Origin of the sequence: Aureimonas sp. SK2 (assembly GCF_029813115.1) — a bacterium.
Taxonomy (GTDB): domain Bacteria; phylum Pseudomonadota; class Alphaproteobacteria; order Rhizobiales; family Rhizobiaceae; genus Aureimonas.
Genome location: NZ_JAPZDS010000021.1, coordinates 19,839 through 43,053, shown reverse-complemented (window position 1 = coordinate 43,053; position 23,215 = coordinate 19,839). Strand labels below are relative to the sequence as shown.

The window sequence follows — 23,215 nt, the reverse complement described above, 5'->3', positions numbered from 1 at the left end:
CCCTCCGTGAAGTAGGCTTTTGAGCCTTTGGAGGATGCCGAGACTGCCGCAGAAGAAGCACAAGGCTGAAAAGATCGTCGCGGAACTCCGGCAGGTCGACGTGTTGCTGTCGCAGGGTTGCCCGGTGGCGGAAGCGATCCGTGCGATCAGCGTGACGCCGTTCGCGTGCTTCGCCGGCGCAAGGCGTTCGGCGGGCTGAAGAGCGATCGGGTGAAGCGTCTGAAGGATCCGGAGAAGAGGCGTACGACTACAAAGCCGTCCCCGCTCTTCTCACCATGCCAGTCGGCAAACCGCGCCTCATGCTGGCCGACAAGGGCTATGACGGGGCTGACGTGCGTCAGTCGCTGCCCCTAAGGCCGCCTTGAGGACTGTGTTCCGACTGCCCAACCTTTAACGTATTCGCGTTGCCACCAAATGCGGTGGAGTTGTCAGACCAGAGGATGGCGGTTCCTTTGCGGAGAAAGGCATTGCCTCGTGATATCGGTTTGCGGCGGTGTTGCGAACGTGGATCGCGATGGAAAGCGTTTTGTCCGAGCGGCTTGGCAAAGGGAATCTGACAGGACAGTCGAGAAAACGGCCGACGAAGACATCATCGATCCAGAGCTCGCCCGAGACATGGACGCCGGCAAGTTCGAGATGCCAGTCGGCTTCGTCCGGTTGATCCGGTACTACAATCGTCGTCCGATAGATGCCCGTCCCGGAGAAGAATGGGAAGCCTTGGACTTCCCAGCCACGATCGACGGCGATGGGAACGGGGCTCGGATCGCCGGCCTCCAGAGTCCATCCGTCGACGAGAGTGATGTTATCGCCGACGCATGATCGGATCGAGGCGTCGACGCCGCGACGCCCGGCGTTTGGGTGTTTGCCTGCCTCGTTCTCGGTTACGACGAGGCAGGCGATCCCAAAGGCCGGAACCGTGAGGGTCGTCGTGCCGTCGCTGTCCTCCACAAGCTGCGTGCGACCAGTGCCGATGGTGGAAGGGTGAAAGAGCGTGACGTCATGCTGCTGCGAGACACCTCTTAGGTTCAGTTGCCTCGCATGACCCATGTCATTGAGGGCGGCGAGGCGCCAGGAGGTTCCAACCCGTGCGATCGAGGACCAGGTCGGTCCGCCGTCCGTGAAGCGCATGTCGAGCGCCTGGCGGGCCAATGTCGAGACACTCGCCCTGATACCTGCAGCTTCCAAGCCTGAATGCGGGCAGGGGAGCGTGGCGGACGACGCGCGGTCGTCCTGGGCGGTTTGGAAGAGGTTGGCCATGTCGCAGAGTGCCCGCGGCAGGCCGCCAGACCAGAGGACCTTGCGGCCACAGCGCACAAACTCGCGAATGCGGTCGTCACTGCGGCAGTCCGCCAGCCTATCGATAGCGGGGAGCACCAGCACCTCGTAGCTCGCCTCGGGCGCCAGCGCCGTCCCGAACTGACGCTCGTCGACGACATCGTAGCCGATGCCGGCTTCCGACAGGGCTTCGGCCCAAAGACCGAAATGCCTGCCGCTGACATGGGCAGGACCCTCTGCCCGGATCGTCTCCAGCGGATAGAGAAGCGCTACGGGCCTCAGAGGTTCGCCGTTCTCAAGAAAGGCCGAAAGCCGCGCCAGTTCGTCGAAGATGGGGCCGCAGTCGTCCCACCACGGCAGGAAGTTGTAGGCCGGAGGAAAGTCCCAACGCGGGTTGGCGAGGAGGCGCTCGTCATGATCGAAGCCGTCTGTCACGTTGACGGCATGGAGGAGAATGCGGCGGGCACCCAGAAGCAGGTGCCGGATCGCCTGCACGCGGAACCGCTGTGGGGTCAGGTCCCACTGTCCCGCCAGCGTCGGTCTGCCGGCCTCCCGGCCGGTGGCATACTGCTCGATCGTGCAGCGCCGGCGCCCGTTGGTGCGGGCGACGCTGTCACCGAACTTGGCCGCAAGCTGCGGCGCGAAATCAGCGGCGTCCACCGCCGTTTCGGTTCGGAAGGCGTCGATGCCGAAATGATCGACGCCCGGCATGACGCGCGGGTCGATGCCCGTCAGCCCGCCATGCAGCGCCCAGCCGCCGACATGGGTGAGGAGTTCGTGTCCGGTGAACCCGACGCCGCGCTCGCGCGTCCAGCGTGCGAGGGTGCCGAAGAAGGCCTCGTGCATGCGCTCGGCATAGGCGCGCAGAAAGCCCGTCCGCAACGCGCCCGTCTGCGGGCCGACGTCATAGACAAGCGACAGAAGCGCGGCGGTCCCGTCGGCCGTCGCCGGGCTGCCGTCGCACAGGAGGCTGTTTCCGATGACGCCTTCGTGCTCCGTCCAGGAGTAAAAACCTGCATAGGGATGATCGAAGAAGAAGCCGTCCGCAGCGCCGTCGGCTGCTTCCAGGAGAGGCGCGTAGACCACCTCGGCGAAGCGCTCGGCGGTTTCGGGCAGGAGATAATTGACGAGCCTCGACGTCAGGCATCGGGCCGACACGAAGACCGTCACCTTCCAGTCGGCCGGAAGGTCGGCGCAGGTGGGCCATTCGACGCGGCACCCGTCAGTTCCTTCCGGGCGGACCGCGAACGCATGCCCGAGGAAGCGGAGGTCCGCCGCATCGCGAACGACGGGCGGGTGCGCGACGGCGGCGATCGCCTGCCAGTCGCCCCAGACCGCGGAGGCGCCGTCGTAGATCCAGGCCCGGCCGACATCGCCGAGGAAGTCGAGAAACGGCGACGCGATGCCGCTGATGGCGAGCGCCGATCCGACCGACGCCGTCGCCCAGAACATGTGGCGCTCGCGAAGATGGTCTGCGCCGTCCACGGTCCGTCCGCCGCCGTGGCCGGACATCCAGCCGTATTCATCGTAGATCGTGACCACGATCCCAAGACTCTTTGCCGTCGCGCAGGCCCTGCGGTAGGCCGCCAGATAGGCGGGCGACAGATAGGCGGAGAGATCCAGGGCCGGTCGGGCCTGGATCATCACGCAGCCGATGCCCTTGTCCCGCATGTCGCGGATCTGTGCCACGATCTCGTCATCGGTCGGGATGCGGTGCCAGAACCAGAAGGTGGCCGTTCGAAAACGCGCCGCGGGGTTCTCGAACCAGTCCGGCTGCGGTTCCGTCACGCGGCATCCGCCGGGGCCAGATGCCAGTCGAGCCGGGCGCCGGCCTCGACCCCCTCGAGATCGGCGACCTGGCGGCCATCCTCGAGCCGCGTCGATATCGCTTCTCCGCGAAGGCGCACGGCAACTATTCGACGGGACGCCTCGGTGCCCAGCCGGAACGCGAACGCGCCGCCGCCATCCGCGAAGGTCACCGAGACGAGAAACGGGTGGACCGTGATCTTCCGCAGGCGTCCGCGATAGGTGGTCTCGAAGATCGCCCGGCCGTCAGCCCCTAGGAGCCGCATCTGCCCGTTCTGCACCTCGACGGTCACAGGGCCGGCCGGACTCATGATCGGACCAAGGCGCACAGGCTGCCCGTCGTTGTCGAGCTGCCACCCGTCCCAGGGGCCGATGTCCATGATGTCGCCGACGGCCATGAGCGGCAGCATGGCGCCCCAGGTGTAGAACGGGTCATTGCCGGGGCGCTCGTCGATCCGCCCCGTATCGCCGTCGTAATTCTCGCCGCACCAGCGGTGCGATGTCCAGGATTTCTCGAACATCGCGAAGCTTCGCGCGACAAGGCTGGAGGCCTGCGCTTCGAGCCTGTAGCGCCTCAAGCCCTGCCAGACGAGCCAGTTGACATTGGGCCAGATGCGGCCGCGCCAGTAGATCTGGTCCGCATAGGCGGGATCGTCGCGCGAGACGTTGGGCAGCGGGTAGCGGCCGCCAAACATGGCGGGATCGTCGAGATGGGCCAGAAGCCGCAGGACCTGCCCATCGTCGGCTGCCCCGCACAGGAGCGGGAAGAAACTCGTCGGCGAGACGCTGCGCACGAAGCCGCCGTCACGCTGGCGGTTGGCGAAGAGGCCGCGGGCCTCGTCCCAGAGTTCGGTGCGGATCAGTTCGCGAGTCTCGCGGGCGAGGGATGCGAACCGTTCGACTTCATCAGGCCGGCCGATGTCGGCGGCGATCAGCGCCAGCATCTCGGCGTCGAGCGCCAGCGCCGAGTTGAGACCGACGTCGAGCGTCGAGAGGGTGCGGGTTGCCGGATCGTAGCGCGCCTCGTCGTGCGTTGGCGAATTGTCCATGCCGGTTTCGTTGCGCGCGCCGAAGGCCGTGCCGCGATACATCGCGTCGCCGACGTCCGATGTGCCGCAGGACACGAGGCCGCGCCCGTCCGGGTCGCGGTTCGCGCGCCACCAGAGCTGGTTGCGCGCCAGCGCGTCGAAGACATCGGACAGAAACGCGCGGTCGCCCGTGCGCTGGAAGATCATCCAGGCGACGAAGGCCCCGTGAGGAGCCTGCGTGCGATCGACCCAGGCGTCCTTCGGGTTGACGAGGCAGGCGATGTTGCCCTGTGGCGTCGCGCTTCCCATCGCCACGTCGAAGTTGCGCCGCGCGAGCGCCGGATCGAACAGCCCGGCCATTAGAGCGGCGAAACACTGGTCGTTGTACCAGACAGCATCGCCCAGCCCCCAGATCCGGCTGGCGGTCGTGGTGGGACGCCGGTTCAGCCGGTCGTAGACGGTGTTCCAGCCGATCACGTCGCGCACGGCGTCGAGTGCGCCGGCATGGCGGCCGGCGTGGAGCGTCGGGACATCCGCCATCTCGCCGGTGAGCGCCGCACGAGCCCTGGCGACGGCCAGATCGCGCGTGTCGGCGACCGCGGCGGCGAACGCCAAGCGCGGGGTCATCTCGAGGTTGAAGCGCAACGCCATCAGCGGGGCGGCATCGGCGCGCGCCGATTTGTCGAAGTAGCCGTTCCTGTCGAAATCCTCGACCAGCGCCGCGAAGGTCTCGTGGCCGGTAGCCAGCGCCGGGATATCGTCGGCGGCGAAGGCGACGAAACGGAAGTCCACCTCCACCACCGCGACGCCGGTGCGCGGATCGTAATGCACCGTTCTGCCGTCCTCGGCCGAGATGCCGAACGTGACCCAGTAGCGCAGGCCCCATTCGCCGGCCTCCAGCGTCTCGAAGCAGCCGCGCAGGACGAACGGGTCGGGCTTGTCGGCGTGGAAGGCGACGCGAGTGTCGGCAAAGCGCGTCTCGTAGGCGACCGTCTCGCCGCGCAGGCCGTGCGCCCCGAACCGGATCTCGTCGGGTGCGCGGATCGCGGTCGCATGGCCCGCCTTGGCGGAATAAAGGACGGGCGCGATGCGCACGCCGAGCGGAAGGAAGGTGAACTCGCCGGGGCGCTCGGACCATGTGTTCCAGGCGCTGTCGAGGGAGACGGACTTGTCGAGAAACATGGAGGCGATCCGAACGCGTTCGATCAGGAATGGGGCGCGCCGCGCGCCGCGTCCACCGCGCTGGGCACATCTGTCCAGGCCGGCTTGTCGGGTGCGAAGCGTGCGCGAAGATAGGCCATGAGGTCGGCGATCGCACGGTCGTCGAGCGCCTTGCCGAAGCCCGGCATTGGTTCGCCCGCAAGCCCCCGATGGGCGGGCACGCCCGACAGGACCGCCAGGATGGCGTTTCCAGGCCCGGCTGCGTGAAGGTTGACGTTAAGGGCGAGCGGTGCGGCGCGCTCGCCCGGCGCATGGCAGGTGGCGCACGCCCCGTCGAAGATGCGCGCGCCGGCGGGCGATGCGATCGCGGCCGCGACGGCGGCGGCCTCGCTCGCCGCGATCGTGCGCTCCGTCTGCGCCCGGGCCTCGTCCGAACTCGTCGGCGGCCCGCCCAGCGACGCAAGATAGGTCGCCATCGCCTGGATGTCGGCATCGGGCAGGTCGGCCAGCGAGGCGACGACATGGGCCATCGGACCGGCGGCGCTGCCATGCTCGGCCGATCGACCGTCGCGCAGGTAGTCATAGAGTGCTTCGCGCGTCCAGGCGACGGGCGACACGCCGCCACGCAACGAGGGCGCGTGCCAGCCGTCGGCCTCGCCGCCGGCCAGATGCGCCTTGCCGCCGACCTCGGCGCCCAGCGCATTTCGCGGACTGTGGCAGGCGCTGCAGTGACCGAGCCCTTCCACGAGCTCGGCGCCGCGGTTCCATTCGGCGCTTCGGCCGTCGTCCGTTGGTGCGGGTGCCGCGGAGTGGAACAGCGCGTTCCATCCGGCCATCAGCGGACGGATGTTGAAGGGCGCGCGCAAGGTTGTCGGCGGCGCCTTCGAGGCGACCGGCTCCTGGACCATAAGATAGGCGTAGAGCGCCTGAAGGTCCGCCTCGCTCGCCTTGGCGAAAGACGTGTAGGGATGAGCGGGATAAAGGTGATGGCCGTCGCGCGAGACCCCCTGCCGCATCGCCCGCTCGAAGGCCGGATAGCTCCAGCCGCCGATTCCGGTCTTCTCGTCCGGGGTGATGTTGGTGGCGTAGACCGTGCCGAACGGCGTCTCCAGCGCGCGGCCCCCCGCAAAGGCCTCGCCACTGTTTCCGACATGGCAGACGTTGCAGGCGCCGACGGCGGCTGCCAGGCGCCCGCGCTCGATCGTGGCCGCCGAGAACACGTCGGAGCCGGGTTGGGGGACCGGGGCGATGGCGCCGGGGAAGGGGAGGATCGCCGCGCCGGCGGCGAGCGAGCCGAAGAGCGCGCCCGCGATCGGCCAGGTCCAGCGCCGACGTGTCCTGACCGAGGCCGCATCGGGCGGCGGCAGGGGATTGAGCGCGGCGCGAACGCGCTCGGGCGTCAGAGGCAGTTCGCGGAAGCGCACGCCCGTCGCGTCGAACACGGCGTTGCAGATCGCCGCCGCGCTCGGCACGGAGGCGGATTCGCCCGCGCCGAGCGGCGGCTCGTCGGGGCGCGGCACCATCAGGACGTCGATGTCCGGCACCTCGGGAAACTGGAGGATGGGATAGGCGCCCCATTCGAGCGCGGCGACGCCCGTCCGCGAGAAGCGAACCTCCTCCTTGAGGACCCGGCTCGTGGACTGGATGACGTTGCCGTGGATCTGATGCCGGACGCCGTCCGGATTGACCATCTGTCCGGTGTCCTGGCCGCAGACGACGCGTGTCACGGCGATCTCGCCGGTCGCGCGGTTGACCGCGACATCGGCCACCCAGGCCGCCCAGGCGGCCGCGGTGCCGGGAAACTTGCCGTGGACATAGACGGCATAGGCGAAGCCCCGGCCGTAGAGGATGTCGCCTTCGCTCCCGTGCGTGAAGGGCTCGGTGTGGGGCACCCAGTTCGCGCGCTCGGCCGTGGCGCGCACGAGGTCGATCGCGCGTGGATCGGTGAGGTAGCGCAGCCGGTACTCGATCGGATCGACCTTGGCGGCGATCGCCAGCTCGTCGATGAAGGATTCGTGCGCAAAGGTATTGGGCATGGCCGACACGCCGCGGAACCAGGATGCACGCGCGATCGGCGGCATGTCGTGGACGGTGACGCGCAGGTTCGGGAAGGCGTAGGGCGGGATCGCCGTGCGGTCGCCCATCTGCAGCGTGTCCGCCACCGGCGGGACCTTGCCGGTGAGGATCAGCGGCAGGGTCGGGGCGAGGTTCGAGGGATAGCGCGTCTCGAAGTCGTAGAGGGCGGGACCGCCTTCGAGATCCAGGCCGCCGCGCACGTCCACGACCTGCGCGGCGCCCTTCGGCTCCCAGGCGTGCTCCTGCTCGCGCGTGAGCTGGACCCGGACGGGGCGCCCGACCGCGCGCGACAGGAGCGCGGCGTCCGCCGTCACGTCGTCGGCGCAGTTGCGGCCGTAGCACCCGGCCGCCTCCAGCCGTTCCACGGTGATCCGGTCCTCGGCCAGGTCGAGAAGGCGGGCGAGGTCGGCGCGCAGAGGAAAGGGGTTCTGCGTGCCGGACCAGACGGTCAGGCCATCGCCGCTCCACTCGGCCACGGCGCAGGACGGGCCGATCGAGGCATGCATCTGGTAGGGCCAGACATAGGTCCGCTCCAGCGTGGCCCCGGCGTTGAGGGCGCGCTCCACGTCGCCTCGGTCGGCGAGGCGACGGGCCGTGGAGGGCTGGTCGCGCAGCGCCGCTTCGGGCCGGCCGAGGTCGGCGATCTCCGGCGGCGTGCGCCAGCGCACCTTGAGCCGGCGCATCGCCTCGATCGCCTGCTCCTCGCGCTCGGCGACGACGCCGACGAAGTCGCCGACGACGACCAGCGCGACGAAGCCGGGAAGGCCGGAGACCGACAGCTCGTCCGCGTGGATGAGGCTGGCGCCGACATGCGGGCCGCTGTCGAAGCCGAGATAGGGCGGGCGCACGACGCGGCCGTGCAGCATGCCGGGCACGCGTACGTCGTGGACATAGGCGAAGGTGCCGGTCGCCTTGGCGGGAATGTCGGTGCGCGGTTGCGCGGTTCCGACGATGCGGTAGTCCTCGACCGGCTTGAGCGGGGCCGCCGGGTCGATCGGAAGCCGCACGCCGTCCCCCGCGAGGAGGTCGGCATAGGAGACGAACGCGTTGCCCGGTTCGCGCGTGCCGACGATCCCGTCCTCGACGGATAGGTCCCCGACGGGGTGGCCGAGGCGAATGGCGGCGCGCCCGAGGAGGTGGGCGCGCGCGGTGGCCGCCGCGGCGCGCAGCGGCTCGGCCGTCACCTGGATCGTCTCGCTGGCGATCGTCGCGCCTTGGTTCGGGCCGGTCGTGGTCGATCCCAGCACCATGGTGACGTCGGCAAAGGCTACATCGAGTTCGTCGGCGACGATCTGGGCCAAGGCGGTGCGGATACCGGTGCCTAGATCCACATGCCCGTTATAGGCCGTCACGCGCCCGTCTTCCCCGACCACGAGGAACAATTCGTCCGCGCCGTCCGCCCGTGCGCCGGGGCGCACCACCGAAAGGCCCTTCGGCGCGTTCCTCTCCGTCGTCGACGTCATGATGCGGTCTCCGCGCTGGTCGATCGGGCCGCGGCGCGAACGGCCGCCAGGATCTCCACATGCGTGCCGCAGCGGCACAGGTGATGGCGCAGCGCCTGGCGGATCGCTCCCTCGCTCGGGCTCGGGTCGCGCCGCAGGAGCGCGACGGTCGCGATGATCATGCCGTTCAGGCAGTAGCCGCACTGGGCGGCCTGGGCGGCGATGAAGGCGGCCTGGACGGGATGGGGCGCGGCCGACGTTCCGAGACCCTCCAGCGTGGTGACGTCGCGCTCCCCAAGGTCGGCGAGCGGCAAGGTGCAGGACCGCACGGCACGGTCGCCGATCAGGACCGCGCAGGCACCGCATTCGCCGAGGCCGCAGCCGTATTTCGGGCCATTGAGGGCGAGGTCGTTGCGCAGGATGTAGAGAAGGGGCGTGTCGGGCGCCGCCGTGACGGACATGGACTTGCCGTTGACCGAAAGGCGGAAGGATCGGGCCGTCACGCTCATGGGGCGGGTCCGCAGGGTGTCGCCGGCTGGCCCGTCAGAAGCTCGCGTCCACATCCGCGATGATGCGCAACGTATGGATCAGTGCCATGCGCTCGGCGGGGTTGAGCCGCTGCATCGTCAGTTCGGTGATGCGTTTGGCGCGCGGGACCATCTCGTCGAGAAGGGCGAGCCCGGCCGGGGTGATGCCGGTGATGACCTTTCGGCCGTCCTGCGGATCCTTCGACAGTTCGATCAGGCCGCGCGCACGCAAACGGTCCACGATCCCACGGATCGTCGCCTGGTCGATGCCCGTCTGCCGAACGAGTTCGCCCTGCGACTGCGCCCCGTTGTCCTTGAGGGCGCAGAGGGTCGAGAACTGGACGGCCGTCAGCTGGCCGTCGGCGCTCTCGGCCTGAAAGATCGCCAGATGGCGCTGGTACGCCCGGCGCAGAAGATACCCGACCTGTTCGGTGAAGTCGTATGGCGCGGCCTCCTGCGCGGCCGGCTCCTGATGTGCGTCCTGCATGTCCGTCCTTCGATCGTCCGAGCGCCGGGGAGCCCGTCGGGGCGTGGCCGGTCGTTTCCTCATGCCGGTCCGGCGAGGGAACCGCAAGGACGAGCGGGCAGGGGAGGGTGGCCGGCGTCGGGGATCGGGGCATCAGGCTGGCCGCAACGAACACTGCATCGAAAATTAGAGCGTAAACGCTATGATTGCGAGAAAGCGCGTTCGTGTCAATCAAGTATAGATTGCCTGATATGCAACGAATTTGTGCAATGCGATAGCAATCTATGCAGTTGCAGCACAAAGTTTCCCCTTGCATTTGCAGCGTACACACTCAATCAATAGGGGGTCGGTCGTCTCGCGGGACGACCTTGAACGGAGTGACGCAACCATGCAGCCAGGATCCCGCATCGCCGTCGTGGGCGCCGGACTCGGCGGTGTCGCCGCTGCCGCCCTGTTGCAGAAGGCGGGCTTCCAGGTCGACGTCTACGAGCAGGCCCCCGCCTTCTCTCGCGTTGGCGCTGGCATCCACATGGGCCCGAACGTCCTCAAGATCTTCCGGCGCATCGGCATCGAGGACGCGCTGGTCGCCATCGCGTCCAAGCCGGACTTCTGGTTCTCGCGCGACGGCGAGACCGGCGAGTACCTTTCGCGCATCCCGCTCGGCGAGCATGCCCTCAGGACCTATGGCGCGCACTATCTCACCGTGCACCGCGGCGACCTTCACGCGCTCCAGGTTTCGGCCCTTCAGCCCGGCACGCTCCATTTCGACAAGCGCCTCGCATCGATCGAGGAGGACGGCTCGGGCGTCGATCTCGCCTTTGCGGACGGCTCGCGCGCCCGCGCCGACATCGTGGTGGGGGCGGACGGCATCAACTCGCGCATCCGCGAGACGCTGCTGGGCGACGAGAAACCGAACTACAGCGGCTGGGTCGGCCATCGCGCCCTTCTCGACAAGGATGCCCTGCGCAGGACGGGACTCGATTTCGAGGCCTGCGTGAAGTGGTGGACGCACGACCGCCACATGATGGTCTACGACACGACGGCCGACGGGCACGAATACTACTACGTGACGGGCGTGCCGCATCCCGCCTGGGACTTCGACGGTGCCTTCGCGCCTTCGAGCCGCGAGGAGATGCGCGAGGCCTTCGTCGGCTACCACCCGGTCGTCCAGGCGCTGATCGAGGCGACCACCGAGGTCACCAAGTGGCCCCTCCTCAACCGGAACCCGCTGCCGCTGTGGAGCCGCGGGCGGCTCGTGCTGCTCGGCGACGCCTGCCATCCGATGAAGCCGCACATGGCGCAAGGGGCGGCCATGGCGATCGAGGACGGCGCGATGCTGGCCCGGTGCTTGTCCGAGACGGGCCTTTCCGACCACTCCACCGCCTTCCGTCTCTACGAGGCGAACCGGCGCGAGCGCGCCTCCCGCGTGCAGGCCGTGTCCAACGCCAACACATGGCTGCGCACGCAGGAGGATCCGGCCTGGGTCTTCGGCTACGACATCTTCGAGGTGCCGCTGCGCAGCGAAAGCGGAGTGGCGGCATGAGCGCCATCGCGCCCGAAGGCTTCAACATCCGCGCCAACGGCATCCGCCAGCACATCCTGCGCTATCGCGGATCGGGCGAGCCGCTGGTCCTCGTGCCCGGCATCACCAGTCCTGCGATCACCTGGGGCTTCGTCGCCGAACGTCTGGCCGAAGGGTTCGACACCTATGTCGTGGACGTGCGCGGGCGGGGCCTGTCCTCGACCGGGCCGGGTCTCGACTACGGGCTCGACGCCATGGCGGACGACCTGTCGGCGCTGATCGAAGGACTTGGCCTCTCGGGCACGACGGTGCTCGGGCATTCGATGGGTGCCCGGATCGCGATCCGCGCAGCCAGCCGCAACGCGGCCGGCATGAAGCGTCTCGTTCTGGTGGACCCGCCCGTGTCGGGGCCGGGCCGACGCGCGTACCCGTCCAAGCTGCCCTGGTACGTCGATTCCATCCGCCAGGCGACCGAGGGCATGGACGCCGAGGCGATGCGTGCCTTCTGCCCGACCTGGACGCTCGAGCAGCGCGCGCTGCGCGCCGAATGGCTGCACACCTGCTACGAGCCGGCGATCGTCACCGCCTTCGAGGGCTTCCACACCGACGACATCCACAGGGACCTGCCGGCCCTGCCGGTACCTGCGGTCCTGATGATCGCGGGGCGCGGCGGCGTGATCGAGGCGGAGGACGAGGCCGAGATCGCAAGGCTCAATCCCGCGATCCGCACGGCACGCGTGCCCGATGCCGGCCACATGATCCCCTGGGACGACCTCGAAGGCTTCTTTCGCGCCCTCGATGCGCTTCTCGGCACCACTCTCGCGCGGGCCTGATCCATGAGCACCCGAACCTTCCGCATCGGCCAGATCGTACCGAGTTCCAACATCACGATGGAGACGGAGATCCCGGCCATGCTGGCCGCTCGCCAGCTGATCCGGCCCGAGCGCTTCACCTTCCATTCGGCGCGCATGCGCATGAAGCACGTCACCAAGGACGAGCTCGCCGCGATGGACGCCCAGTCCGACCGCTGCGCGCTGGAGCTGTCCGACGCGCGGGTCGACGTCCTCGGCTATGCCTGCCTCGTCGCCATCATGGCGATGGGTCACGGCTATCATCGCGAGAGCCAAGCCCGCCTGTCGAAGGTGACCGAGGAGAACGGCGCGCCGGCCCCGGTCGTCACCAGCGCCGGCGCCCTGGTCGAGGCGCTGGATGTCCTGAAGGCGAAGCGCATCGCGCTGGTCGCCCCTTACATGAAGCCGCTGACGAAGCTCGTGATCGACTATATCGAGGCCGAGGGCATCGAGGTCGTCACCCACGAGGCGCTGGAAATCTCGGACAACCTCAAGGTGGCGGCGCACGACCCGGCCAACCTGCCGGGGATCGTCGCGGGCCTCGACACGTCGGGCGTCGATGCGGTGGTCCTGTCGGCCTGCGTTCAGATGCCCTCGCTGCCGAGCATCGCAAGGGTCGAGGCGCTGACGGGCAAGCCGACGCTGTCGGCGGCGGTCGCCACCACCTACCGGATGCTCGACGAGCTTGGCCTCGAGCGCATCGTGCCGGGCGCCGGCGCGCTGCTCTCAGGCGCCTACTGAGGAGCGGCCCGATGGATCCGGCGGCTTCCGAGAACTACAGGGGCGTCTGGGGAAACCGCATCGGCTTCGGCCGGACACCCGCGCTCCTCGTGATCGACTTCATGAAGGCCTACACGGAGGTCGGGGCGCCGCTCTATGCCCCCGGCGTCGTCAGGGCGGTGGTCGAGACGCCGCGCCTTCTGGCCGCCGCGCGCGGAATCGGTCTGCCGGTGATCCACACCAACATCCTCTACCACGCGCCGGGCTGCACCGACGGCGGGATGTGGGTGAAGAAATCGCCCGTCATGACCGCCATGGTGGCCGGCAATCCGCTGGCGGAGTTTTGCGACGGCGTCGAGCCGGTCGCGGGCGAGCCGGTCTTCACCAAGCAGTATGCCAGCGCCTTCTTCGGCACCAGCCTGGCTCCCATGCTGCACGCGCAAGGGATCGACACGGTGATCCTCGCCGGCTGCTCGACGTCGGGCTGCATCCGCGCGAGCGCCGTCGACGCCGTCCAGCACGGGTTCCGAACGATCGTCGTGCGGGACTGCGTCGGCGATCGGCACGAGGCCCCGCACGAGGCGAACCTCTTCGACATCGACGCCAAGTACGGCGACGTCGTCACGCTGGACGAGACGCTGGAGGCGCTCGCGCGCATCGGCGTGGCGCACGACGGCCCCCCATCCGTTTGAGACCTCAGACCCTACAGGCATCAGGAGACCGGACATGGATCACGCGAGCTTCACCGAAATCTGCCTGCATCAGCTGAAGATGTCGGGCGTCCACGAGGGCGAGAAGCTCGTTGTCCTGACGCAAGGCGCCGACCGGCTCGACTATGCCGATGCCTTCATGGCCGCCGGCCAGCGGCTCGGCGCGCGGATGTACCACATGCGCCTGCCCGCGCCGCTGCCGACCGGTGGTTGGAACGTCGGCGTCACCGGTCTCGCCGCGCTGCCCGACGCGGTCGAGGCGCTGAAGAACTGCGACATGCTGATCGACTGCGTGTTCCTGCTCTTCAGCCCCGAGCAGTTCGCCATCCAGGCGGCCGGAACGCGTATCCTGACGGCGGTCGAGCCGCCGGAACTTCTGGCCCGGATGCTGCCGACGAAGGAGCTGCGCGAGAAGGTGGAGATCGCGGGCGAGATCCTCGCCAAGGCCAAGGTGATGCGCATCACCTCGAAGCACGGCACCGACGTCACCTACAAGCTCAACACCTATCCGACGATCACCGAATACGCCTGCACCGACGAGCCGGGCCGCTGGGACCATTGGCCGTCGGGCTTCGTCTTCACCGGCGGCGACGACGACGGCGTGGACGGTCAGATCGTGGTCGCGCCGGGCGACATCCTCCTGCCGCAGAACGTCTATGTGCGCGAGCCGATCACCTACACGATCGAGAAGGGCTGGGTGCGTGACATCCGCGGCGGCCTCGAGGCCGAACTCGTGAAGTCCTACATGGACGGCTTCAACGACCCGCGCGGGATGGGCATGAGCCATGTCGGCTGGGGCATGAACCCCAACGCCAAGTGGCACGGGCTGGTGCCGGGCGAGTTCCCCGGCGGCATGGGCATGGAGCCGCGCTCCTTCTGGGGCAACGTCATGTTCTCGACGGGCCCGAACAACGAGCTCGGCGGTCCCAACGACACGGCCTGCCACCTGGACATCCCGATGCGCGGCTGCTCCCTCTTCCTTGACGACGAGGCCGTCGTCATCGACGGCGACATCGTGGTGAAGGAACTGCGCCGCTCGGTCTGACGCGAATGGAGGAGGGCGCGGGGAGGGGCGCCCTTCGCGGGTCGATCACATGGAGATGCCTGTCCGCTTCCTGGCGGGTGGGAGCGACGACGCGCGGCCGCCGCATCCTGGCTTCGGCACCTCGTCGCGCATGCCTCACAGATGAACCGCAATCGCAGGGGATAAGGACATGGCTCAGACCATATCTGTCGAACAGGGCATCCAGGCCGCCGGCGTGGGCGCCTTTCAGCGTCGCCTCTTCGTCATATTCGGCCTCGTCTGGGCCGCCGACGCCATGCAGGTCCTCGCGATCGGCTTCACCGCGCCGACCATCGCGACGAGTTTCGGCATCACCGTGCCCCAGGCTCTGCAGACCGGCACCCTGTTCTTCGTCGGCATGCTGATCGGCGCCTTCGTGTTCGGGCGCCTCGCAGACCGGATCGGACGGCGGAACTGCCTGATCATCACGGTGCTGATCGACGCCGTCTTCGGTATCGCCAGCGCCTTCGCGCCCGACTTCGGCTGGCTCCTGGCGCTGCGCTTCCTCACCGGCGTCGGGGTCGGCGGCACGCTGCCGGTCGACTATACGATGATGGCCGAGTTCCTCCCCTCGCAACGGCGCGGGCGCTGGCTCGTGCTTCTGGAATCCTTCTGGGCGGTCGGCACCATCGTGCTGGCGATCGTCGCGCTCTATGCCGGATCGCAGGGCGGCGAGGCGTGGCGTACGATCTTCTTCTGCACCGGCGTGCCCGCGATCATCGGCATCGCCCTGCGGTTCTTCGTGCCGGAGTCCCCGCTTTACCTCAACAAGACGGGGCGATCCGCCGAGGCGAGGCGCGTCCTGCAGCAGATGGCGAAGGTGAACGGCTCGACCCGGGCGATCGGCGAACTGCGCCCCGAGACGATGGAGAAGAAGTCCATTTCGGCCCTCTTCGACAGCGTCCTGCGCCGCCGCACCGTGGTGCTGCTGATCGCCTGGACGCTGGTGTCGATCTCCTACTACGGCATCTTCGTCTATCTGCCGGTCCGCCTGTCCTCGGAAGGTTTCGGCTTCATGCGCGGTCAGATGTTCCTGGTCATCGTCGCCCTCGTGCAATTGCCCGGGTTCTTCCTGGCCGCCTACGGCGTGGAGAAGTGGGGCCGAAAGCCGACCCTCATCGGCTTCCTGATGCTGAGCGCCCTCGGCTGTCTGCTCTACAGCCTCGGCTCGACGACGGCACTCGTCGTCGGCGCGACGCTGCTCCTCAGCTTCTCGCTGCTCGGCACCTGGGGCGGGCTCTACGCCTTCACCCCGGAAATCTATCCGACGGGCCTTCGCGCCAGCGGCATGGGTCTTGCCGGCGCCATGGCGCGGGTCGGCGGCCTGCTCGCCCCCTCCATCATCGCGCCGCTGATGGCGACGAACTTCACCATGGCCCTCTTCGCGATCTCGGCCCTGCTCGTGATCGCGGCCGTCTCCGTCTCGCTGATCGACGTCGAAACCCGCAACATGGTGCTCGAATGACGTCGCCCTGAATTCGACCGCGACGGGCCGGACCGGCACGATGCCGGATGTCGAATCTCCCGGCCTTGTGCTCGAATGGCCTTCCGTATTCCTCTTCACCCCCTTTTCCTTGCGACCGATGGGAGCCGCCAGTATGCAGAAGCCTTCAAGACGCGATGTCCTGACCCTCATGGGCGCCGGCACGCTGGCCATCGCCGGGCTCGGCGCGGGGCTTCGCCCGGCGCGGGCGGCCGGAACCGTGACCGTCCTCAATTGGCAGGGCTACGGCACCGACGAGAAGTGGGCCGTCGAGGCCTTCAAGGAGAAGACCGGCATCGAGGTGGTCCACGACTACTACAATGCCGAGTCCGAAATGCTGACGAAGCTGCGGACCAACCCGGGCGCCTACGACGTCGTCGTCGTCAACAGCGCCCGCACCCAGCAGGCGACCGCCGAAGACCTTCTCGATGCCATCGACCTGTCCAAGGTTCCGAACGCCGCCGGCGTGCCGGCGAAGCTCGCCGACCATCCGAACTTCACGGTGGACGGCGAGCACTACGGCGTTCCCTGGGTCTGGGGCATGAACGCGCTCGCCGTGCGCGACGGCAGGCCGCGGCCCGACAGCTACGGCGCACTGGCCGATCCCGCCTATGCCGGGAAGGTCGGTCTCTTCGACGACGCCGTGACGGCGGTCGCCATCGGCGCCTTCATGACCGGCCAGGACATGAACGATCCGAAGGACCTGAAGAGCGCCGGCGACTGGCTGAAGGCTCTGAAGCCGAACGTCAAGACGATCTGGACCAGCGAGGACCAGTGGAACAAGGCCTTCTCGGCCGGCGAGTTCGACCTCTCCGTCTACTGGTCCGGAGCCTCGGTCCGCTCGAAGCGCAACTTCAAGCTGCCGGTAGAGTTCGTGGTCCCGAAGGAAGGGGCGGTCGGCTGGCTCGACACGCTGGCGATCCCGGCGACGAGCGAGAACAAGGACAGCGCGCTCGCCTTCATCAACTACATGATCGATCCCGCCTTCTACTTCGACTGGGCGACCAAGGTCGGCGCGCCGGCCTCGGCCAACACGGCCGCAATGGACAAGCTTCCCGCTGACGACCTCAACCGCAAGGTCCACGACGCGGCCTATCTCGACACGATGACGATCATGGCGCCGCAGCCCGACGAGCGCCGCGAGGCCTTCAGCAACCTCTGGCAGGAAGTGAAGGCTTCCTATGCCGGCTGAGGCCGCCATCGGTTCCGACATCAGCTCCGGCCGCGACCCCGTCGCGGCCGGAGGGGGCACCCGACGGCTGCCGGCTTGGATGGCGACGGTCGCCATGCTCCTGCCGACCTATGCCTGGCTGACGCTCGCCGTCCTCCTCCCGCTCGGCGCCATGCTGGTCTTCAGCTTTCTCAGCGGCACGCCGATGGGCAAGAAGGAGGTGTTCTTCACGCTGAAGAACTACCGCGCCTTCATCGACCAGCCCTATCTCGTCGGCGTCGCCTGGACGTCGCTCCTGATCGGGCTCTGGACGACCGCGATCTGCGCCGTCCTAGGCTTCCTCGCGGCCCTAGCCCTGGTGCGCGCGACGGCCGGGCGCGCCCGCGAGACGCTCCTGATTCTCGTCATCCTGCCGTTCTGGACCAACGGGCTCGTGCGCGTCTTCTCCTGGACCATGGTGATCCGCGAGGGCGGCTTCCTCGACACCGCGATCCGCACGGTCTTCGCCGACGCGCCCTCGGTCGGCTTCCTCTACTCCCTTCCCGCGATCGTCCTCGGTCTCGTCCACGGCTACCTGCCCTACATGGTGCTGACCTGCTACGTCGCGCTTCTCGCGATCGACGACGCGATCCTTGAGGCGGCGGCGAGCCTGGGGGCGCGCTGGTGGACCATCCTCTTCAAGATCCTTGTGCCGCTGGCCGCGCCCGGCCTCATCTCCGGCGCGATCCTGATCTTCGTGCCCGTCATCGGCGCCTTCATGGAGCCGCGCATCCTCGGCGGGACGCGCGGCGTCACGCTCGGCACGGTGATCGAGGAGCAGTTCACGGCAGCCTTCAACTGGCCCCTCGGCGCCGCCCTGTCCTTCACCATCCTGGCCGTGGTGCTGGCGATCTTCGCCACCTTCTCCGGCGTCCTGCGCCGCAATGCCGCCGTCTGAGGAGGGACACCCATGAAACTCGCCGCCCGCACCTATCTCGTGGCGATCCTCGTCTTCCTCTACCTACCGATCGCGGTGCTGGTGGCGATGGGTTTCAACGAGTCGCCGCTCTACGCGCTGCCCTTCCGGTTCACGACGCACTGGTACGCGGCGCTCAGCGAGAACGCCAAGCTCCTGCGCTCCAGCTGGAACAGCGTCTTCATCGCACTGATCACGTCGGCGATCGCGACCGGCCTCGGAACGCTCGCGGCCGTCGCCCTGTCTCGGCGCGAATTTCGCGGCAAGACGCTGCTGCGCCTCCTGCTCCTGCCGCCGATCGCCATTCCCTGGCTGATCACCGGCACGGCCATGCTCGTCTTCTTCTTCTGGACCGGCATCGGGCGCGGGTTCCACGCGATTCTCATCGGCCACGTGGCGCTGGCCATCCCCTATGTCGTCCTGGTCGTCGGCACGGGCCTGACGACGATCCGCACGGATCTCGAGGAAGCGGCCATGAGCCTCGGCTCGCGGCCGGTGTCGGCCTTCTTCCGGGTGACGCTGCCGCTGCTCCTGCCCAGCATCGTCGGCGCAGCGCTCTTTGCCTTCGCCGTCTCCCTCGATCAGTTCGTCGTCTCGTACTTTCTCGCGACGCCCGGCTTCTCGACCCTGCCGGTCGAGATCTACTCGGCCATTCGCAAGGGCTTCACGCCCGAAATCAACGCGATCTGCACGATCCTTCTCGGCGGTTCGATGATGCTCTTCCTCCTCTTCTCCCTCTTCGCCAGACCAGGAGCCCCCCGTGACCGCCGTTGACGTATCCGCAGTGGCGAAGAGCTACGGGAAGGTGGACGTCCTGTCGGACATCTCCACCCATTTCCCGGAGGGCTCCTTCACCAGCCTCCTCGGCCCCTCGGGCTCCGGCAAGACGACGCTCCTGCGCATCATCGCAGGCTTCGTCATCCCCGACCGGGGTAAGGTGACGATCGGCAGCCGCGATGTGACGAGCGTTCCCGTCTGGGACCGCAACATCGGCATGGTCTTCCAGTCCTACGCCCTGTTCCCGCACATGAGCGTCGCCGACAACGTGGCTTTCGGTCTGGCGAGACGCGGCATCAAGGGCGAGGCAGCCCGGCGCGAGGTCGATCGAGCCCTCGAGATGGTCCGCCTGCCGGGGTTCGGTGAGCGCAAGCCCAAGCAGCTTTCGGGCGGTCAGCAACAGCGCGTGGCGCTCGCCCGTGCCATCGTCACGCGCCCCAGCGTCCTTCTTCTCGACGAGCCGCTTTCGGCGCTCGACCGGCGCCTGCGCCAGGAGATGCAGGTCGAACTCGTGCGCATCCAGCGCGAAAGCGGGCTGACCACCATCTTCGTGACCCACGATCAGGAAGAGGCGCTGACCCTGTCGGACAAGGTAGCGATCCTCGATCGCGGCCGCATCGTCCAGATCGGCGAGCCGACCGAGGTCTACGAGCGTCCCGCGAACCGCTTCGCCGCGGAGTTTCTCGGGGACACGAACTTCCTCCAGGGCACCGTGGAGGTGGAAGGGACCGTCTCGGCGCACGGCCAGCGGATCGCCAGCGCCATCGCGCTGCCGCCTGTGGGGCAGTCCGTGACGCTGGCCGTGCGCCCAGAGAAGATCGAGATACGGGACGCGTCCGACGACAGCGGCAACGGCGCGCAGCCTTCGGCAAACCAGCTGTCGGCGGTGATCCTAGCCTCGATCTATTCGGGAACGGCGATCACCTACGAAGCGGAGGCGGCGGGCGGCCTCCGGCTGAAGATCTTCGCCCAGAACCGCGACGCTCGCCCGCGCAGCCCGGGAGAGCCGGTGATCCTGTCCTGGTCCGCTGACCACACGGTGCCGCTGGAGGGGTGATGGCCTTGTAGGGGACAGCTTGACGCGTCGGTGATGCTGGTTGAGTTCTTGGACCCGTTCTGCGAGGCCTGCCGTATCTTCCATCCGATACCTGGATAGATCATCTACAGGACCTCAGACCGGTCATCCGCTGCATGCCGCTCCATGAAGGTTTGGACGAGCTTATGTGTATCCAGTTGTTGGAGGTGCCGGCCGTCATCGAGCGGAAGGTCTCCGATCTGGAGGCCGGCGGTGTTGCTGAAACCCATCGTTCTTCGTCAACGGCCGGGAGCCGACCCAATTGGACGCAGCCGCTTCAACTCGGCCGCCAGGTCCTCCTGGCGTTCGGGAGGTGGCGCTTCCAGATCACGCTCACAGCGTTTGTCCAGCCAGAGCCGCAACGCCGATAGCCCGACGCCGAGACCCTGGGCGATCTCCTGGCTCGCGTGCGGTCGCTCGACCCTACCAGACGAACGGCCTCCGCCTTGAACTCCTTGTCGAACCGGCGCTGCGGCTTGCCCATGAAATGCTCCTCTGTCGTTCGAAAGAGCTCTCCACTTGCCCAGCGCAAGTCCACTGTGATCGGCTCGATCGAGTGGCTTTTAGACGGTCAGCCATCCAGGCGCGCATTGGTAAAGCGGACGTTTCACGGCATGGTGGTCGGCGACCTCGCAAGAGGCGGACGGCTTTCATCAGTCATTGGATCCTCGAACCAATCCAAAGTGCGGATCGCCTCGCGTGGGATGCCCACCAGCTCTTCGAGCCGGGCTCGGTCATGGACTTCCAACGAGAAGCGCCGCCACGATGCGACCTGACGCTGCCGCAGTTCCTGAAGGCAATGGTTGACGGTGACATTCGTCAAGCCCGTCGCATCTCCGATCTCCTCCTGACTGAGGGGTGCGAAGATCGGTCCCGTATGCGTAGGGTCGGCAAGGCTCACCCGATCGTGCAGACTCATGATGAGTTCGCCGACACGCTGGATCGAGCGTGTTCTGCCCACCCACGCCAGGCGTCGCATGAGGAGAGCGCGCTCTTCCTGCGAGACAACGAACAGGATCGCTGCGAGGCGTGGGTGATGGCGAAACAGCCTGCCGAAGCTTTGGTTGGAAACCGGTGCCACGACCGCGTCCGATAGAGCCTGGATGGTTTCGCCAGCGACCGAAGCTGCGAAGCTTGGGACCCCGACGAGGTCGCCGGGGAGGTGGATCTTGACGATCTGGCGGGCCCCGTCCTCGAACGTGACGCTACAGGACACCCAGCCGGATCGCAGGAAGTAGACCTTGGGATCGGTGTCGCCTCGATGTCGGACATACTGTCCACGCGTGAGCGTCATGGGTGCGCCGGCCATCTCCTCGAACGCCTCGGCCTCATCGGGAGAGAGCGGACCATACTTGGTGATCCGACATGTCGGCGGGCGCTGATCCATCGGCTCGCTGGGTTCGAAAAGGGTCACCCCGATATGCGTTTCATCCGATCCCTCAGCATCCCGCGCAACGGGACTCATCGACGGCTATCGGATTTGTGCCGGTGGGCTCGCACTGGATTGCTCCCTATCAAACAGCACTCGTGATCAGGTGCCATAAAGCTCCCGCGCCAGCCGCTCCGAGCAGCGTCGGGACGACGCCGAGGCGGAAGCGGAACAGGGCGATCGCGGCCGCGACGAACAGGACGAGGGCGGCGGGGTCGATGCTCGCCACCTGCGGCACGTCCAGTGAGAGCGGGCCGACGCGGACCTCCGCTACCTGCCGGAACAGGACGTGCAGCCCGAACCAGACGGCAAGGTTCAGGATCACGCCGACCACCGCGGCCGTGATGGCCGAGAGTGCCCCCGACAAAGCGTGGTTACCGCGCAGCCGCTCGATGAAGGGTGCGCCGAGGAAGATCCACAGGAAGCAGGGCAGGAACGTCACCCAGGTGGTCAGCAGCCCGCCGAGCGTTCCGGCGAGGTAGGGGTTCATTGCCCCCGGCTCTCGGAACGCGGCCAGGAACCCGACGAACTGGGTGACCATGATCAGCGGCCCAGGCGTCGTTTCGGCGAGGCCGAGGCCGTTCAGCATCTCGCCTGGGCCCAGCCAGCCGTAGTGCTCGACCGCCTGCTGGGCGACATAGGCGAGGACGGCATAGGCGCCACCGAAGGTGACCACCGCCATCTTGGAGAAGAACACGGCCACGTCGGCGAAGACGTTGCCCGTGCCGAAGGCGAGGACGAGGAGCGCGACTGGGACCAGCCACAGGGCCAGGAACACCGCCGAGATGCGCAGCGCCCAGCGCAGGTTCGGTCGAGCATGGTCGGGTACCCTCTCGCCGAGGGCGGAATCCGCGTCGGCGAGCACCACGCCCTTCGACGGCCCGTGTCCGCCGCCCCCGGTAAAGGCGGCAGATCCCGCGCGGGCGCCGATGTAGCCGAGGAGACCGGACGCGAGGATGATCGCGGGGAACGGCACGTCGAATAGGAAGATCGCGGCGAAGGCGGCGGCTGCGACGGCGACCATGGTGCGGTTGCGCAAGGCGCGCCTCCCGATCCGGTTCACGGCCTCGAGCACGATCGCCAGCACCGCCGCCTTCAGGCCGAAGAACAGGCCGGCGACGATGCCGACGTTGCCGAAGGCGACGTAGACGAACGACAGGGCCATGATGGCGAGAAGGCCCGGCAGGACGAAGAGGCCGCCCGCGACGAGGCCGCCCTTCGTGCGGTGAAGGAGCCAGCCGATGTAGGTCGCGAGCTGCTGGGCCTCGGGGCCGGGCAGGAGCATGCAGTAGTTCAGGGCGTGGAGGAACCGCTCCTCGCCGATCCACCGCTTCTCGTCGACGAGGACGCGGTGCATGAGGGCGATCTGCCCGGCCGGCCCGCCGAAGGACAGGCAGGCGATGTTGATCCAGACCCGGACGGCTTCCCCGAAAGGGATGCCGTGATCGTGCGCGCGGGTGGGTTCGGTGGACGGGAGGCGGGTCGTCGGAGCGACAGTCATTTCTCGTAAACTCCATTCATCCCGCGCAGGGCTGAAAGTCCTGTGTTGTTGTGGGTACCCAAGGTGACGAGTATCGGTCAAGCTGTATACAGCTTCTCCCCTTTCCGGGAAGCGGGAACCGAACGGGCCGGGCGTACGCATGCTGGAAAATACGAAAGATCGTCTGCAACAGTTCTG

17 protein-coding genes and 2 pseudogenes are annotated in these 23,215 nt (G+C 67.7%); 11 read left to right on the top strand and 8 right to left on the bottom strand.

Features of this window, described 5'->3' with window-relative positions; genetic code table 11:
- Positions 1–43 precede the first annotated feature (43 nt).
- Positions 44–234 (top strand): annotated as a pseudogene (locus tag O5O54_RS19960) (IS3 family transposase); the annotation flags it as partial.
- Between the two features lie 156 nt (positions 235–390).
- Here the strand turns inward: O5O54_RS19960 and O5O54_RS19955 are convergent.
- Genes O5O54_RS19955 through O5O54_RS19935 form a run of 5 tightly spaced genes read right to left on the bottom strand, consistent with a single transcriptional unit; the run spans position 391 to position 9,802 of the window.
- The gene (locus tag O5O54_RS19955; RefSeq protein ID WP_279483612.1) at positions 391–3,063 is read right to left on the bottom strand and encodes a carbohydrate-binding protein; all 2,673 of its coding nucleotides are present in this window, start codon (positions 3,061–3,063) and stop codon (positions 391–393) included.
- Complete coding sequence (locus O5O54_RS19950; RefSeq protein ID WP_279483611.1) at positions 3,060–5,291, bottom strand: amylo-alpha-1,6-glucosidase; 2,232 nt, start codon at positions 5,289–5,291, stop codon at positions 3,060–3,062. The genes O5O54_RS19955 and O5O54_RS19950 overlap by 4 nt, the downstream gene beginning before the upstream one ends.
- 23 nt (positions 5,292–5,314) lie before the next feature.
- A complete protein-coding gene (locus O5O54_RS19945; protein ID WP_279483610.1) occupies positions 5,315–8,809 on the bottom strand; it encodes a molybdopterin cofactor-binding domain-containing protein in 3,495 nt (1,164 codons plus the stop codon).
- Positions 8,806–9,297 carry a (2Fe-2S)-binding protein gene (locus tag O5O54_RS19940; protein ID WP_279483609.1) on the bottom strand — a complete coding sequence of 164 codons (492 nt, stop codon included), beginning with the start codon at positions 9,295–9,297 and terminating at the stop codon, positions 8,806–8,808. The genes O5O54_RS19945 and O5O54_RS19940 overlap by 4 nt, the downstream gene beginning before the upstream one ends.
- Before the next feature lie 34 nt (positions 9,298–9,331).
- Positions 9,332–9,802: a MarR family winged helix-turn-helix transcriptional regulator gene (locus O5O54_RS19935; protein WP_279483608.1), complete on the bottom strand. Its 471-nt coding sequence runs from the start codon at positions 9,800–9,802 to the stop codon at positions 9,332–9,334.
- Between the two features lie 367 nt (positions 9,803–10,169).
- Between O5O54_RS19935 and O5O54_RS19930 the strand changes: the two genes are divergently transcribed.
- From O5O54_RS19930 to O5O54_RS19885, 10 genes are all read left to right on the top strand, one after another.
- Entirely contained in the window at positions 10,170–11,324 is a 1,155-nt protein-coding gene (locus O5O54_RS19930) for an FAD-dependent monooxygenase (protein ID WP_279483607.1), read from the top strand.
- Entirely contained in the window at positions 11,321–12,136 is an 816-nt protein-coding gene (locus O5O54_RS19925; protein WP_279483606.1) for an alpha/beta hydrolase, read from the top strand. The genes O5O54_RS19930 and O5O54_RS19925 overlap by 4 nt, the downstream gene beginning before the upstream one ends.
- Positions 12,137–12,139: 3 nt before the next feature.
- Positions 12,140–12,895, top strand: coding sequence for an Asp/Glu racemase (locus tag O5O54_RS19920; RefSeq protein WP_279483605.1), 756 nt, complete (start codon positions 12,140–12,142; stop codon positions 12,893–12,895).
- Between the two features lie 11 nt (positions 12,896–12,906).
- The gene (locus O5O54_RS19915; RefSeq protein ID WP_279483604.1) at positions 12,907–13,566 is read left to right on the top strand and encodes an N-carbamoylsarcosine amidohydrolase; all 660 of its coding nucleotides are present in this window, start codon (positions 12,907–12,909) and stop codon (positions 13,564–13,566) included.
- 34 nt (positions 13,567–13,600) lie between these two features.
- Positions 13,601–14,629 (top strand): leucyl aminopeptidase, encoded by a 1,029-nt coding sequence (locus O5O54_RS19910; RefSeq protein WP_279483603.1) that lies wholly within the window; start codon positions 13,601–13,603, stop codon positions 14,627–14,629.
- A gap of 169 nt (positions 14,630–14,798) precedes the next feature.
- Positions 14,799–16,112, top strand: coding sequence for an MFS transporter (locus tag O5O54_RS19905; RefSeq protein WP_279483602.1), 1,314 nt, complete (start codon positions 14,799–14,801; stop codon positions 16,110–16,112).
- Positions 16,113–16,245: 133 nt separating this feature from the next.
- On the top strand, positions 16,246–17,322 hold the full coding sequence (locus tag O5O54_RS19900) for a PotD/PotF family extracellular solute-binding protein (protein WP_279483601.1): 1,077 nt from the start codon (positions 16,246–16,248) through the stop codon (positions 17,320–17,322).
- 94 nt (positions 17,323–17,416) lie between these two features.
- Entirely contained in the window at positions 17,417–18,238 is an 822-nt protein-coding gene (locus tag O5O54_RS19895; RefSeq protein ID WP_407061737.1) for an ABC transporter permease, read from the top strand.
- Between the two features lie 12 nt (positions 18,239–18,250).
- Entirely contained in the window at positions 18,251–19,030 is a 780-nt protein-coding gene (locus tag O5O54_RS19890) for an ABC transporter permease (protein ID WP_279483600.1), read from the top strand.
- Positions 19,017–20,090 carry an ABC transporter ATP-binding protein gene (locus O5O54_RS19885; RefSeq protein WP_279483599.1) on the top strand — a complete coding sequence of 358 codons (1,074 nt, stop codon included), beginning with the start codon at positions 19,017–19,019 and terminating at the stop codon, positions 20,088–20,090. Before O5O54_RS19890 ends, O5O54_RS19885 begins: the two co-directional genes overlap by 14 nt.
- A 284-nt stretch (positions 20,091–20,374) precedes the next feature.
- Here the strand turns inward: O5O54_RS19885 and O5O54_RS19880 are convergent.
- The 3 genes and pseudogenes from O5O54_RS19880 to chrA form a co-directional block, all read right to left on the bottom strand.
- Positions 20,375–20,592: pseudogene (locus tag O5O54_RS19880) on the bottom strand (transposase); the annotation flags it as partial.
- Between the two features lie 123 nt (positions 20,593–20,715).
- Complete coding sequence (locus O5O54_RS19875; RefSeq protein WP_279483598.1) at positions 20,716–21,522, bottom strand: Crp/Fnr family transcriptional regulator; 807 nt, start codon at positions 21,520–21,522, stop codon at positions 20,716–20,718.
- 100 nt (positions 21,523–21,622) lie between these two features.
- Entirely contained in the window at positions 21,623–23,038 is a 1,416-nt protein-coding gene (gene chrA / locus O5O54_RS19870; RefSeq protein WP_279483597.1) for a chromate efflux transporter, read from the bottom strand.
- Between the last annotated feature and the right edge of the window lie 177 nt (positions 23,039–23,215).

What these genes read in the sequence shown, in the direction of transcription:
- O5O54_RS19950 (WP_279483611.1), bottom strand. Translation starts at nt 5,291, where the DNA reads ATGTTTCTCGACAAGTCCGTCTCCCTCGACAGCGCCTGGAACACATGG.
- O5O54_RS19945 (WP_279483610.1), bottom strand. Translation starts at nt 8,809, where the DNA reads ATGACGTCGACGACGGAGAGGAACGCGCCGAAGGGCCTTTCGGTGGTG.
- O5O54_RS19940 (WP_279483609.1), bottom strand. Translation starts at nt 9,297, where the DNA reads ATGAGCGTGACGGCCCGATCCTTCCGCCTTTCGGTCAACGGCAAGTCC.
- O5O54_RS19935 (WP_279483608.1), bottom strand. Translation starts at nt 9,802, where the DNA reads ATGCAGGACGCACATCAGGAGCCGGCCGCGCAGGAGGCCGCGCCATAC.
- O5O54_RS19930 (WP_279483607.1), top strand. Translation starts at nt 10,170, where the DNA reads ATGCAGCCAGGATCCCGCATCGCCGTCGTGGGCGCCGGACTCGGCGGT.
- O5O54_RS19925 (WP_279483606.1), top strand. Translation starts at nt 11,321, where the DNA reads ATGAGCGCCATCGCGCCCGAAGGCTTCAACATCCGCGCCAACGGCATC.
- O5O54_RS19920 (WP_279483605.1), top strand. Translation starts at nt 12,140, where the DNA reads ATGAGCACCCGAACCTTCCGCATCGGCCAGATCGTACCGAGTTCCAAC.
- O5O54_RS19915 (WP_279483604.1), top strand. Translation starts at nt 12,907, where the DNA reads ATGGATCCGGCGGCTTCCGAGAACTACAGGGGCGTCTGGGGAAACCGC.
- O5O54_RS19910 (WP_279483603.1), top strand. Translation starts at nt 13,601, where the DNA reads ATGGATCACGCGAGCTTCACCGAAATCTGCCTGCATCAGCTGAAGATG.
- O5O54_RS19905 (WP_279483602.1), top strand. Translation starts at nt 14,799, where the DNA reads ATGGCTCAGACCATATCTGTCGAACAGGGCATCCAGGCCGCCGGCGTG.
- O5O54_RS19900 (WP_279483601.1), top strand. Translation starts at nt 16,246, where the DNA reads ATGCAGAAGCCTTCAAGACGCGATGTCCTGACCCTCATGGGCGCCGGC.
- O5O54_RS19895 (WP_407061737.1), top strand. Translation starts at nt 17,417, where the DNA reads ATGCTCCTGCCGACCTATGCCTGGCTGACGCTCGCCGTCCTCCTCCCG.
- O5O54_RS19890 (WP_279483600.1), top strand. Translation starts at nt 18,251, where the DNA reads ATGAAACTCGCCGCCCGCACCTATCTCGTGGCGATCCTCGTCTTCCTC.
- chrA (WP_279483597.1), bottom strand. Translation starts at nt 23,038, where the DNA reads ATGACTGTCGCTCCGACGACCCGCCTCCCGTCCACCGAACCCACCCGC.